The organism is Achromobacter sp. GW823-FHT04E03 (assembly GCF_058796095.1).
The window spans coordinates 325,183-338,320 of record NZ_JBXAIJ010000004.1; the positions used below are offsets into that span (position 1 = coordinate 325,183).

Here is a 13,138-nt window from a genome sequence, read left to right on the forward strand (position 1 = left end):
CGGAATCAGCCGCGCGCCTGCAAGGCGTCCAGCAGCTTGCCGTGCACGCCGCCGAAGCCGCCGTTGCTCATGACCAGCACCTGGTCGCCCGGACGCGCCGCGCCCGCCACGGCGGCGACCAGCGCGCCGATGTCATCGTAGCTGGAAGCGCGGTCGCCCAGGGGCGCCAGCACTTCGGCCGGATTCCAGCCCAGGGCGTGCTTGCCGGAATGGGCGCCGAAGCAGAACACCAGATCGGCGTCGGCCAGGGCCTCGGGCAGGCGGGCGGCCATGGTGCCCAGTTTCATGGTGTTGGAGCGCGGTTCCAGCACGGCCAGGATACGGGCCGGCCCGACCTGGCGGCGCAGGCCTTCCAGGGTGGTGGCGATGGCGGTGGGATGATGCGCGAAATCGTCGTAGACCTTGATGCCGTTGACCGTGCCGCGCAGTTCCATGCGGCGCTTCACCCCCGCGAAGCGACTCAGGGCCTCGATGCCCTGGGCTGCCGGCACGCCCACGTGTTCGGCGGCGGCCAGAGCCGCCAGCGCGTTCATGCGGTTGTGCTCGCCCGTCAGGTTCCAGCGCACGGTGCCGGCAGTCACGCCGCCGCGCAGCACGCTGAATGCGCCCTCGGCATCCGGAGCCGTCGCCTGCCAGGCGCCATCGGCGCCGAACGTGACGGTTTCGGACCAGCATCCGCGCGCAATCACGCGGTCCAGCGCCGCGCAGTGGGCCGGGCGCACGATGCGGCCCGATCCAGGGATGGTGCGCACCAGATGATGGAACTGGGTCTCGATCGCTGCCAGATCGGGGAAAATGTCGGCGTGATCGTATTCAAGATTGTTCAGGATGGCCGTGCGCGGACGGTAGTGCACGAACTTCGAGCGCTTGTCGAAGAAGGCGGTGTCGTACTCGTCCGCCTCGATCACGAAGGGGCGGCGCGACGGATCGAAGCGCGCGGACACGTGCAGGTCCTGTGCTACGCCGCCGATCAGGAAATTGGGCGCGAGCCCCGCGGCTTCCAGCACCCAGGCCAGCATCGAGCTGGTGGTGGTCTTGCCGTGGGTGCCCGCCACCGCCAGCACGTGCTGGCCGGGCAGGATGTTGTCGCCCAGCCATTGCGGGCCGGACACGTAGCGCGCGCCCGAATCCAGGATGGCCTCCATCAAAGGATTGCCGCGGCTGACCACGTTGCCGATCACGAAGAGATCGGGCTTGAGCGCCAGCTGTTCGGCGCCGAAGCCTTCGATCAGCTCGATGCCTTGTTCGGACAGTTGCGTGCTCATGGGCGGGTACACGCCCGCATCGCAACCAGTGACCTTGTGGCCGGCGGCGCGCGCGATCAGCGCCAGACCGCCCATGAACGTACCGCAGATGCCAAGAATATGCAGGTGCATTGAAAACTCTCCTGTCCTGCATTGTATATATATAGAGTGGCGGCCAGCCGCGGCCCGCGCGGCGCAAACCTGCGGCAGCGGTTATGATCGCGCCATGAATCGACGCCTACTTCTTTCCGCCGGCGTGGCCATAGCCGCCACGGTTGCGGGCGGCTACACCCTGATGGGCCGCAAGACCTCGACGCCCTCGGCCGCAGCCGATGCCGGCGATCCCGTCGCCGCCCTGATGCAGATGCCGCTGCCCGACCTGAACGGGGCGTCCCATACGCTGGCGGGCTGGAAAGGCCAGCCCATCGTGGTCAATTTCTGGGCAACCTGGTGCGCGCCGTGCGTCCGAGAAATGCCCGAGCTCGACGTTTTGCAGAAAAAGTACCCGCATGTACGATTTGTCGGCATTGGTGTCGATTCGGCTGCGAATATGCAAAAATTTGTCGAGAAAGTACAGGTTTCCTACCCCTTGTGGGTGATAGGGGCCGGCGCCATCGATACATTGCGTAAGCTGGGGAATCCCAGCGGCGGCCTGCCTTTTACTATTGTTTTCAATGCAGATGGCCGAATTAACCGGAAGATATTGGGTGAAATCCAGCCCGACGACCTGGATCGCACCTTATCTGGTTTAAAGGCGTAAGTCTGTTGGACAAATAGTAGGAATTGGCGTAAAAAGCTGGTTTATCGGCTGTTTTGCCAACAATTGGCAAACCACTCATTGGCAAGCGCATGGCGCAAAACATACTGGTATTGCATGGCCCGAACCTGAACCTGCTCGGCACCCGAGAACCTCACATCTACGGCAGCCTTACACTGCAACAGATCAACGAGGGACTTGAGCTGCTCGCAGGCGAACTGGGCGCCACGCTGACAGCGTGGCAAGGCAATCACGAAGGCGCGCTGGTTGACCGCATCCAGGCGGCCCGGCAAGACGGCACCGACTTCATCATCATCAACGCGGCGGCATATACGCACACCAGCGTCGCAATTCGCGATGCGCTGGCTGGGGTCGCGATCCCATTTATTGAAGTACATTTGTCCAATCTGTATAAGCGAGAGCCCTTCAGGCATCACTCTTATCTGTCCGACTTGGCGGTAGGCCTCATCAGCGGCCTGGGCGCGGATGGCTACGAGGCGGCTCTGCGTTACGCAGTGCGGCACTGATCTCGCACCAAACCACAGCATTTACATCTTATACGGCGCGGACCCGACGCTGGGACGTCGCCGACACTATCTCGGGAAGCAGCTTCTATGGACCTCCGAAAACTCAAAACCCTGATCGACCTGGTGGCTGAATCGGGCATCGCCGAGCTGGAAATCACCGAAGGCGAAGGCAAGGTGAGGATCGTCAAGTTCTCGCAGACCTTGCAACCGGTCGCGTACCACCACCCCGAAGCTGGCGTGCCGGCGGCGCCGGTGGCCCAGGCCGTCGCTCCGGCCGCGCCCGCCGCCGCCGAAGCTGCGCCGGTGATCCAGGGCCATGTCGTGAAGGCTCCGATGGTCGGCACGTTCTATCGCGCGCCGAACCCGGGCGCCGCGCCGTTCATCGACGTCGGCGCCACCGTCAAGGAAGGCGATCCGCTGTGCATCATTGAAGCCATGAAGCTGCTCAATGAAATCGAAGCCGACAAGTCCGGCGTCATCAAAGAAATCCTGGTCGAAAACGGCGAGCCCGTCGAGTACGGTCAACCCCTGTTCGTCATTGGCTGATAGCTGAAAATGTTCGAAAAAATCCTGATCGCCAATCGGGGCGAAATCGCCCTGCGCATTCAGCGCGCTTGCCGCGAGCTGGGCATCAAGACCGTGGTGGTGCACTCCGAAGCCGACCGCGAAGCCAAGTACGTGCGCCTGGCCGATGAATCGGTGTGCATCGGGCCCGCGCCGTCGCGTGAAAGCTACCTGAACATGCCGGCCATCATTTCGGCGGCCGAAGTCACGGATTCCGAGGCAATCCACCCGGGTTACGGGTTCTTGTCCGAAAATGCCGACTTCGCCGATCGCGTCGAAAAGAGTGGCTTCGTCTTCATCGGTCCGCGTCCCGACACCATCCGCCTGATGGGCGACAAGGTCAGCGCCAAGCGCGCCATGATCGAAGCCGGCGTGCCGGTGGTGCCGGGTTCGGAAGGCGCTTTGCCCGACGATCCGCAGGAAATCGTCCGCATTGCGCGCGAAGTCGGGTATCCGGTCATCATCAAGGCGGCAGGCGGCGGCGGTGGCCGCGGCATGCGCGTGGTGTACACCGAGGCTGCGCTGCTGAACGCCGTCACCATGACGCGTTCCGAAGCGGGCGCCGCGTTCAACAACCCCGAAGTCTATATGGAGAAGTTCCTGGAGAATCCGCGCCACGTGGAAATCCAGGTGCTTGCCGACGGCGGCCGCAACGCGGTCTGGCTGGGCGAGCGCGACTGCTCCATGCAGCGCCGTCACCAGAAGGTCATCGAGGAAGCGCCGGCGCCCGGCATCGCGCGCCGCCTGATCGAGCGCATCGGCGACCGTTGCGCCGATGCCTGCCGCAAGATGGGCTACCGCGGCGCGGGCACGTTCGAGTTCCTGTATGAAAACGGCGAGTTCTATTTCATCGAAATGAACACCCGCATCCAGGTCGAACACCCGGTTACCGAGCTGATCACCGGCGTGGACCTGGTCCAGCAGCAGATCCTGATCGCCGCCGGCGAAAAGTTCACGCTGCGCCAGCGCGACATCACCTTCAAGGGCCACGCGATCGAATGCCGCATCAACGCGGAAGATCCGTTCCGCTTCGTGCCCAGCCCCGGCCGCATCACCAACTGGCACACGCCGGGCGGCCCGGGCGTGCGTATCGATTCGCATGCGTTCAACGGTTATTTCGTGCCGCCGAACTACGACTCGATGATCGCCAAGGTCATCACCTACGGCGACACGCGCGACCAGGCACTGGCCCGCATGCGCACCGCGCTGTCGGAAATGGTGGTGGAAGGCATTTCCACCAACATCCCGCTGCATCGCGAAATGCTGCAGGACGCCCGCTTCATCGAAGGCGGCACCAGCATCCATTACCTGGAACACAAGTTGGCTCAGCGTCCCTGACCGCGATCCGGGGGCTTTCCGCTCCCGGGCCGCTCCTGTTTTGTTTTACGGTCAACGGGCCGCGGCGCAAGCCGCGGCCCGTTGACCAGATGGAAGAATCATCATGCGTGAACTCGTGCTCCATTGCCTGGAGGCGCAGGCCGAAGCCCTCTCGGATGCCCTGCTGGAAGCTGGCGTGCTGTCGGTATCTGTCGAAGATGCCGACCTGGGCACCGACGACGAGCGTCCCTTGTTCGGCGAACCGGGCACCGAGCCCGACGTGCAGGCCTGGGACCGCAACCGCGTCGTCGCCCTGCTGCCCGACGGAGCCGATCCCGCGCAGATCATGGAAGAAGCCGCCGCCGCGGGCGAACTCGATCCCGCCGTGTTCGAGGGCTGGAGCCTGCGTGACGTGCCCGACGCCGACTGGGTGCGCCTGACACAGTCGCAGTTCGGCCCCATCCATATCGCCGAACGCCTGTGGATCGTGCCCAGCTGGCACCGCGACAATCCCGATGTGCCGGCCTTCGAGCCGGACGCCGCCACCCAGGAAGGCGCAATCCACATCGAGCTGGATCCGGGCCTGGCCTTCGGCACCGGCAGCCATCCCACGACGCATCTGTGCCTGGCCTGGCTGGAAGCCGAGTTGCCGGCCGGCGCCACGCTGCTGGACTACGGCTGCGGCTCGGGCATCCTGGCGATCGCCGCGCGCAAGCTGGGCGCGGGTCCGACTCAGGCGGTGGATATCGACGCCCAGGCAGTGCAGAGCACCATCTTCAATGCCGAGGTCAACCACGTCGAGCTGCGGGCCATGCTGCCCGACGGGCTGGCGGATGGCACGTTCGAAGTGGTGGTCGCCAACATCCTGTCCAACCCCCTGAAGGTGCTGGCGCCCATGCTGGCCGGACGCGTCGCCGCGGGCGGCCATCTGGTCTTGTCCGGCGTGCTGGAACGGCAGGCCGAGGAAGTGGCCGCCGCCTACGCGCCCTGGATCGCCATGTCGGTCTGGCGCGCGCGCGACGGCTGGGTGTGCTTGCACGGCCAGAAGGCCTGAGCGCTGCCACCGCTGGATCGCGCCATGGCCCTGACCACCCGTTGCCCGCAGTGCGGCACCACCTTCAAGGTGGTGCCTGACCAGCTGCGGGTCCGTAATGGCCTGGTGCGCTGCGGCGCCTGCTCGACCGTGTTTGACGGGCGCGCCTGCCTGCTGCCGGCCGCGGGCGCGGCGCCGCAATCCGTGCCGCCGGCCGCACCGCCGATGCCGGTGACGCCCGCCGCCAGCCAGGCCGCACCAGTCTTGGCGACGCCCGTTGCGCCGCAGGTGCCGGTTGCCCCCATTGCGCCTCTGCCTCCCGCCGCACCGCCGCCGGAGCGTCCCGCGCCCGCGGTGGATTTTTCACAGATCGCGCCCTGGGACGACGAGCCCGAACCGCCGCGCGCACCCGTGGCGGCGCCCTACAGTCCGCCCGCGGTGCCGCCTGCCGTGCTGCGCGGCCGCGACGATATCCGCCGGCGCGCCGAACCGATCCCAGGCGAGGAAGATGCAAGGCGTCATGAATCGGACGACCTGGCCGACGACGACGTAGGCGATGACGAGGATCCGCTGCGCTGGACTGCGCCCGCGGCTTCGAGGGCGGGGCATCATGCCGACACGGCCGTGCGCGGCCAGCATGCGGAGCCGTCCTTCACCATAGGCCGCGCTCGCGCCGACGTGCGTGACGAAGCGCGCGACGACGAATATGACAACGAGTACGCCGACGAGCATCGCGACGACGACCCCGACGATTACCGGGAACACTACCGCGACGATCACGGCCCCGATCGCGAAGACGCTGGCGAGCCCGTGCTGGGCGACACCCGCACGCGTTATTCCAGCGCCACCGACGTGGGCCGCGCGCCGCCCGAATTCCTCGACCAGGACCGCGAGGAGCGGCAAGGCCTGCTGCGCAAGCTATGGGGCTACGCCTGCCTGATCGGCCTGATCGCGCTGGGCCTGCAACTGGCATACGTGTACCGCACCGATATCGCCAATTCCGTGCCCATTCTGCGGCCGGCGCTGGAGATGGCGTGCCAGCCGCTGGGCTGCACCGTGGGGTACGCGCGTCGCCTGGAACTCATACACATCACTTCCTCGTCGCTGCAGCCGCCGACCGGCGCGGCAGCGATCGATGACGGCCGCAGCCGCCTGGTGCTGACGGTGGTGATGCGCAACCGTCACGACAAGCCGCAGCACTGGCCCGCCCTGATGCTGGACCTGAACGACCTGTCGGACACGGTGGTGGTGCGCCGCGCGCTCAAGCCCGAAGATTATCTGACGCCCGAGCAACTGCGCGGTCCTTTCGCGCCTCAGGGCGAATTGAAGATTTCCGTGCCGATTGAAGTGACTGGCGTCCAGGTCAATGGCTTTCAAATCAATAAATTCTTTCCTTAAGGGATGACTCGCATGGCTACCCCAGTTCTGGTTTGCGGTTCGATGGCGTTCGACACCATCGCGGTGTTTGAAGGACGTTTCAAGGAACACATTCTGGCCGACCGCATCCAGTCGCTGAGCGTGTCGTTCCTGGTGCCCAGCATGCGCAAGGAATACGGCGGCTGCTCGGGCAACATCGCCTACAACATGAACCTCCTGGGCGGCAAGCCAGTGCCTGTCGCGACCGTGGGTGAAGACGCGGGCGAGTACATGGAGCGCATGGCTGGCCTGGGCATCGACGTCAGCCGCGTGAAGGTGATTCCGGAAACGTTCACCGCGCAGTGCTTCATCACCACCGATCTGGACGACAACCAGATCACTGCCTTCCACCCGGGCGCCATGTCGCACGCGGCGGAAAATGATCTGAGCGACGCCGACGCGGCCTGGGCCATCGTTGCGCCCGACGCCAAGGAAGGCATGTTCGCCCATGCCGAGCGCCTGCATAAGCGCGGCATTCCGTTCATTTTCGACCTGGGCCAGGCCATGCCGCTGTTCGATGGGGCGGACCTGGAGCGCATGCTCAAGCTGGCGCAGGCGCTGACGGTGAACGACTATGAAGCCGGCGTGGTGGAACAGCGCACGGGCCGCAGCATGGACGACATCGCCCGTAGCTTGCAGGCCGTGGTGGTGACGCGCGGCGCGGAAGGCGCCACGTTGCTGACCGAAGGCAAGACCATCCAGATTCCGCCGGTGCGCGCGGCCCAGGTGGTCGACCCGACCGGCTGCGGCGACGCGCAGCGCGGCGGCCTGCTTTACGGCCTGACCAGCGGCTGGAACTGGGAAGACAGCTGCCGTCTGGGCAACGTCATGGGCGCCATCAAGATCGCTTCGCGCGGCCCGCAAAACCATGCGCCATCGCGCGCCGAGATCGACGCCGTGCTGCACGCGACCTACGGTATTCATCTGCCGCTCTAAACCCCTCGGGAACCCTGCAGTTGCGCTGCGGTCGAAGCGTTGGCGAGGGCTGAAGACGCCGGGTTCCGGCGTCTTTTGCGGCTGTGTTTTTCAGCTTCTGGCGGTGCGTTTCAGTGTGTTGCAGCATCGCTGGCCCCAATTCGGGGCCAGGGTATGATGAGTACATCGTCGGCAACGGCCGATCGAGGAGTCCAAATGAATCAAAGCAAAACTTTTTCCCTGGTGACGCCGCGCGCGGGGCGCTGGCTGGCGATCGCCGCCGTCGTGACCTCGATGGCGGTCCTGGGCGGCTGCGCCAACCGCAGCGCGTCCAGCGGCGTCTACAGCTATGACCAGGCGCAGCGCGAGCAGATCGTCCGTACCGGCACGGTCACCGGCGTGCGTCCTATCGTGATCCAGAACGACAAGTCCAGCGGCGTCGGCATGGTGGCCGGCGGCGCGCTGGGCGGCGTGGCGGGTAACGCCATCGGCGGCGGCACCGGCCGCACCATCGCCACTGTGGGCGGTGTCATCCTGGGCGCGCTGGCGGGTAACGCCATCGAGAACCAGACCGGCAAGAATTCCGGCTACGAAATCACCGTGCGCCTGGACAACGGCGAAACCCGCGTGGTCGCGCAGGAAGCCGATGTGCCCATCAGCGTGGGACAGCGCGTGCAGGTGATCAGCGGCTCCGGCCCGACCCGCGTTACGCCGATGTAATGACCAGTCCAGCGCCGCTTGCGGCGCGGCCACGCAAAAGCCCCCGTCAGGGGGCTTTTTTATTGCCGGTGCATGGGGCGAAAAGGGGGGGCAAGGCGGCAAAAGCTGGATAAGCGTAAAAATCTGTCGCTCGGCCGCAACGCGGCGCCCAGGGACTTACCCGCGAACGTTACGTTTGCCAGCGTTTTCTCGCGATTTCCTCCAAAAGCGTCATGGCGATTTGACGAACGTGGTGCCATGATTGCGCCTGCGATCGACGTCGCATTGCGAAAATCATGTAACTGAGTGCATCGGAACGTCGATTGCCGGGGGGCTGGATATTCAGCCTGGTTTCAGCAGTTTCTCTGTAATCTCGTCGTCCTGAATCCCGGGGCGGGGGATTGTTGGCCGATCAGGCCTGTAACGCCGCACTATCTATGCATACCGAGCAAGAACTCCACACCAAGATCGGCGAGATCGTCGAGTCGATCGTCATGAAGAAAGTCACCCCCGATACGCAGTTGATTGCCACAGGCCTGGTCGATTCGCTCGCCGCCGTGGACATCACGCTGGCGGTCGAGTCGGAGTACGGCTGCAGCATTCCGGCTCCCGAGATCGCGGAGCACCTACAGTCGGTCCGCACGCTTGCCGGCTATGTCGCTGCCCATACTTCGTAATACCCGGCTGTTGTCTCACGTCGCGGCAGCCGCGACGGCGGTGGCTCTGGCGGTGGGTACGTATTGCGGCGCGGACGATCTGCTCAGCCGCGTCGTGAATCCCATGTCGGCGCCCTCGGCCGCGGGCTCCGCCAAGAGCAACTACCTGCCCAACCTGGGGCCGGACTGGGGTACGCAGCACGTCAACCTGAACCGCCTGGGCAACGCCCTGAGCGATGGCACGCTGGTCGTGCTCGGCTCGTCCGAACTGTCCAGCCACGACTTGCGCTTCGTGCCTTACCGCTTCTTCCCCGAAGAGCTGAAAGTGCCGACGCTGGCCTATGGCCACGCCATGTTCCAGTCCTATGGCATCGTCAGCGTGCTGGAGTCGGTGGCGGATTCGCTCACGCCCAATACACGGTTGGTGATCATGCTGTCGCCGGCCTGGTTTGCCTCGGGCGGGCAGTTGCCGCGCAGCGCGTTCGCGGAGCACGTCACGGGACCGGTCTGGGACCGGCTCTGGGACCAGCCCAACACGCGCGAACAGATGCAGAACTGGATCAGCGACAACGCCAACTGGGGCCTGCTGTGGCTCATCGCCAATGGCCAGGTTGCCGAGCTGAAGGACAAGCTGGCGCTGTGGTGGCATGCGCGCAAGGAACCTGCACCCGATCGTCCGCGCACCAAGCTATCCGTGCCGGCGCACCGCTACGTGTCGTGGCCGTCGGCCGCACGCCTGGACCAGGGCCAGTGGGGCCGGCTGACGCATCAGGCGCGCGTGGTCGAACAGGACCTGGGCGGCCATAACCCCTACGACGTGCGCGACGATTACTACAAGCAGTACCTGGCGGCGCTGTATTCGCCAGCCCGCAACGAGTTCGCCGACATCGATCCGATCACCCGCACGGAACTCGGCGACCTGTCGCGCGTGATGGCCTTGCTGCAGAAGCGCAAGGTCCACGCCTACTTCGTCATCCAGCCCTTCAATCCCAAGCTCATCCTGGACGTGGAACGCTTCGACCCGGTGGTGGCCGCCATCACGGGTATGTGCGAGCGCTACCAGATGGGCTGCCTGGATCTCTACAGCATCCCCTTTGAACCGGGCATGCTGCGCGACGACATGCACCTCGCCGAACTTGGCTGGGCCATGGCCGATCAAGGCATTGCGGAGTACTTTTCCCGATGAGCAAGATTCTTCCCGCGGCCGCGCCCGAGGCCGGCCGCGCTGTTGAAGGGCAGGAAACCCGCAAGGCGGCCGTCGCCTGGGGCCGCCGATTTCTCTGGCACCTATGCCTGTATATCGGCGTGATCCTGGTGTTCGTGCTGCAGGCGCAGCCCACCACGGGCAGCGGCGGGCCGATCAAGGTCGAATTCCAATACCAACAGTTCTGAGCCCGCCATGGAATTGTTCGCAAGCTTGAGCTTTTTCGGCGGCGCCTTGTGCGGCGGCCTGGGCCTGTTGGCCTACCGTTCCTTCGGCATGCCGTTCCGTATCGGCTACCGCCACATCATCGGCGTGATCTGCCTGGGCGTGTGGATGGCGGTGTTCTGGGCGCGCCCGTATCAACCCATCGCCTTGCTGGCCATTTCCGGCACCGCGCTGTGGGCGGTGCGGCGCAACTACATCCCCACCTGGCTGGCCGTGATCATCACCATGACGCCGCTGCTGCTGGTGAAGACGGGCGTGTCGCACCTGGGTGCCATGCTGGGGCTGTCCTTCGCCACGTTCCGCGCCATCGACGTGCTGCTGTTCGCGCAGCGCAACGAACGCGTGTCGCCGCTGGACTACTTCATCTACCTGTTTTTCCCGCTGACGTTGCTGGCCGGTCCCATGTACCGCTGGCGTAATTTCCAGGCGGACCTGAAGCGCGGCTACGAAGGCGTGAACCTGAACACCTGGCTCAGCGGCCTGGAGCTCATCATGCTGGGCGTAATCCAGAAGTTCGGCGTGGCCGAACTGATCTGGCGCTACGGCCTTGCGACGCTGGACGCGCATGACTATTCGTTCACTGGCGTGGCGCTCAACGCTACGCTCTACAGCGCCTATCTGTTCTTCGACTTCGCCGGCTATTCCACCATGGCGATCGGTATCGGCATGCTGTTCGGCTTCACGTTGCCGATCAACTTCCGCAATCCGCTGGCCACACTGAACCCGCAGGATTTCTGGCGCCGCTGGCACATCAGCCTGTCGGAGTGGTTGCGCGACGTGGTGTTCATGCCCATCTACAAGGCGCTGAGCAAGACCAAGTTCTTTGGACGCCACCGCATGGCGGCGCAGAACATCGGCATCTTCGCGACCTTGCTGGCCATGGGCGTCTGGAATGGCCTGTCGCTGCACTACATCGTCAGCGGCCTGATGTTCGGTGCGTACTCGGTGGGCCACAACCTGCTGATCAACGCGGCGCGCACCCGCCCGGCCTTGCAGGCTGCGCTGGCGCAGCCCGTCATGCGCTTTCTCGGGCGCGTGCTCACCCTGATTCTTGCTGCGCTGGCGCTGTACGTGTTCAGCGGCCGCAGTCCCATCTGACGCCGGGAGTTTCGGCATGCGTTTCGATCTGAAGTCTTTCCAGTTCACAGATACCGGATATGCGCCCGACGCGCCTGCGGTCGTCGCCGCCGACCGCAGCCTGAGCTGGTCGCAATTGCGCGCCGAGGCAGGTGCCTGGGCCGACGAGGCGCGCAGGCAGGGCGTGGCGCCGGACGTGCCGGTGGCCATCTATGGTCACAAGGAAGCTGCATTCTTCGTCGCCATGGTCGGCGCCTTGCTGATCGGGGCGCCGTTCGTGCCGGTGGATACCATCTATCCGCAAGAGCGTTTGCGCCGCATCGTCGAGATCGTGCGCGCCGCCGCCGTGTTCGATGCCGCCAGCGGCAGCTTCACGTCGGGCGAGGGCGCCATGCTGGCCGAGCGCGGCCTGGCCTACGTCATGTTCACGTCCGGCAGCACGGGTGACCCGAAGGGCGTGCAGATCGGCCGCGAAAGCGTGGGCCTGCTGGGCGACTGGATGCTGGGCAGCTTCGGTCTGGGCGAAGCGCCCGTGTTCATGAACCAGGCGCCCTTCAGCTTTGACCTGTCCATGTACGAAGTGTTCGCCACCTTGGCCGCGGGCGGTTGCTGCGTGCTGAATGCACGCGAACAGATTGCCGCGCCTGCTGCCTGGATGGCCCGCCTGGCGGAGCACGGTGTGACGGTCTGGGTGTCCACGCCGTCGTTCGCGCATCAGCAACTGGCCAACCGCGATTTCTCGCCGGCTGCATTGCCTGGGTTGCGCACCTTCCTGTTTTGCGGCGAGCCGCTGCCCGCGGCGCTGGCCAAGAAGCTGCGCCAGCGTTTCCCGGACGCCGTCATCCTCAATACCTACGGCCCCACGGAAGCCACCGTGGCGACGACCTGGATCGAAGTCACGGACGCCGTCCTGGCCGCGCACGACCCGCTGCCCGTGGGGCATGCCAAGCCGGATAGCGTGCTGATCGTGGACGAAGGCGAGATCTGCATCGTGGGCGACCACGTCATGCGCGGTTATCTGAATCGCCCGGACCTGAACGAAGCCAAGCTCTACACCTACGCTGACGGCCGCCGCGCCTTCCGCACGGGCGACCTGGGCCAGATGGAGAGCGACGGCCTGCTGTTCTGCCGCGGCCGCATGGACGACCAGATCAAGTTGAACGGCTATCGCATCGAGCTTGCCGAGATCGACGAAGCGCTGCATGGCCTGCCGGGCGTGGAGGGCGGCGCCTGCGCAGTGCTGCGCAGGCCCGACGGCACGGCGGTGCGCTTGATCGGATTCGTGGCGGGGGTGGAGGAGCAGGCGCCGCGCATTTTGGCGCCTGAGGCGCTGGCGGGCTGGAAAGAGCGGCTGGCGCAGCGCCTGCCGCCTTATATGGTGCCGTCCGAGCTGGTGGCCTGCGCGGCGCTACCGATGTCGAACAATCACAAGATCGACCGCAAGAAGCTGGTCGAGATCTACGCCGGCATTCCGGCGTAAGGGCCGGCGGGGCGTGGCCCCGCC

General features: G+C 65.3%; 14 protein-coding genes. 13 read left to right on the plus strand and 1 reads right to left on the minus strand.

Annotation, left to right across the window (positions count from 1 at the left end):
- Window positions 1-5: 5 nt before the first annotated feature.
- Complete coding sequence (gene mpl / locus AC1RHV_RS26625) at window positions 6-1,376, minus strand: UDP-N-acetylmuramate:L-alanyl-gamma-D-glutamyl-meso-diaminopimelate ligase (protein WP_119450716.1); 1,371 nt, start codon at window positions 1,374-1,376, stop codon at window positions 6-8.
- A gap of 94 nt (window positions 1,377-1,470) precedes the next feature.
- On the opposite strand from mpl, the gene AC1RHV_RS26630 reads away from it, so the two are divergent.
- From AC1RHV_RS26630 to AC1RHV_RS26690, 13 genes are all read left to right on the plus strand, one after another.
- Window positions 1,471-2,004 carry a TlpA family protein disulfide reductase gene (locus AC1RHV_RS26630; protein ID WP_492302270.1) on the plus strand — a complete coding sequence of 178 codons (534 nt, stop codon included), beginning with the start codon at window positions 1,471-1,473 and terminating at the stop codon, window positions 2,002-2,004.
- Between the two features lie 89 nt (window positions 2,005-2,093).
- Window positions 2,094-2,528, plus strand: a complete 435-nt coding sequence (aroQ, locus tag AC1RHV_RS26635) for a type II 3-dehydroquinate dehydratase (protein WP_013391376.1) — start codon at window positions 2,094-2,096, stop codon at window positions 2,526-2,528.
- 87 nt (window positions 2,529-2,615) lie between these two features.
- Window positions 2,616-3,074 carry an acetyl-CoA carboxylase biotin carboxyl carrier protein gene (gene accB, locus AC1RHV_RS26640; RefSeq protein ID WP_054458324.1) on the plus strand — a complete coding sequence of 153 codons (459 nt, stop codon included), beginning with the start codon at window positions 2,616-2,618 and terminating at the stop codon, window positions 3,072-3,074.
- A gap of 9 nt (window positions 3,075-3,083) precedes the next feature.
- Window positions 3,084-4,430 (plus strand): acetyl-CoA carboxylase biotin carboxylase subunit, encoded by a 1,347-nt coding sequence (gene accC / locus AC1RHV_RS26645; RefSeq protein ID WP_054458326.1) that lies wholly within the window; start codon window positions 3,084-3,086, stop codon window positions 4,428-4,430.
- 103 nt (window positions 4,431-4,533) lie between these two features.
- Window positions 4,534-5,463 (plus strand): 50S ribosomal protein L11 methyltransferase, encoded by a 930-nt coding sequence (gene prmA, locus AC1RHV_RS26650; protein ID WP_054458328.1) that lies wholly within the window; start codon window positions 4,534-4,536, stop codon window positions 5,461-5,463.
- Between the two features lie 24 nt (window positions 5,464-5,487).
- On the plus strand, window positions 5,488-6,840 hold the full coding sequence (locus tag AC1RHV_RS26655) for a DUF3426 domain-containing protein (protein WP_192353467.1): 1,353 nt from the start codon (window positions 5,488-5,490) through the stop codon (window positions 6,838-6,840).
- A 12-nt stretch (window positions 6,841-6,852) separates the two neighbouring features.
- Complete coding sequence (locus tag AC1RHV_RS26660; protein ID WP_054458332.1) at window positions 6,853-7,794, plus strand: carbohydrate kinase family protein; 942 nt, start codon at window positions 6,853-6,855, stop codon at window positions 7,792-7,794.
- A gap of 195 nt (window positions 7,795-7,989) precedes the next feature.
- Window positions 7,990-8,493 carry an outer membrane lipoprotein gene (locus AC1RHV_RS26665; protein ID WP_013391382.1) on the plus strand — a complete coding sequence of 168 codons (504 nt, stop codon included), beginning with the start codon at window positions 7,990-7,992 and terminating at the stop codon, window positions 8,491-8,493.
- A 416-nt stretch (window positions 8,494-8,909) separates the two neighbouring features.
- Complete coding sequence (locus AC1RHV_RS26670; protein ID WP_006226661.1) at window positions 8,910-9,149, plus strand: acyl carrier protein; 240 nt, start codon at window positions 8,910-8,912, stop codon at window positions 9,147-9,149.
- Window positions 9,127-10,314 carry a D-alanyl-lipoteichoic acid biosynthesis protein DltD gene (locus AC1RHV_RS26675; protein ID WP_054458333.1) on the plus strand — a complete coding sequence of 396 codons (1,188 nt, stop codon included), beginning with the start codon at window positions 9,127-9,129 and terminating at the stop codon, window positions 10,312-10,314. Before AC1RHV_RS26670 ends, AC1RHV_RS26675 begins: the two co-directional genes overlap by 23 nt.
- Window positions 10,311-10,520: a hypothetical protein gene (locus tag AC1RHV_RS26680; protein WP_054458336.1), complete on the plus strand. Its 210-nt coding sequence runs from the start codon at window positions 10,311-10,313 to the stop codon at window positions 10,518-10,520. The genes AC1RHV_RS26675 and AC1RHV_RS26680 overlap by 4 nt, the downstream gene beginning before the upstream one ends.
- A 7-nt stretch (window positions 10,521-10,527) precedes the next feature.
- Complete coding sequence (locus AC1RHV_RS26685) at window positions 10,528-11,655, plus strand: MBOAT family O-acyltransferase (protein ID WP_054458338.1); 1,128 nt, start codon at window positions 10,528-10,530, stop codon at window positions 11,653-11,655.
- Window positions 11,656-11,671: 16 nt separating this feature from the next.
- The gene (locus AC1RHV_RS26690) at window positions 11,672-13,114 is read left to right on the plus strand and encodes a D-alanine--poly(phosphoribitol) ligase (protein WP_175161244.1); all 1,443 of its coding nucleotides are present in this window, start codon (window positions 11,672-11,674) and stop codon (window positions 13,112-13,114) included.
- Window positions 13,115-13,138 lie beyond the last annotated feature (24 nt).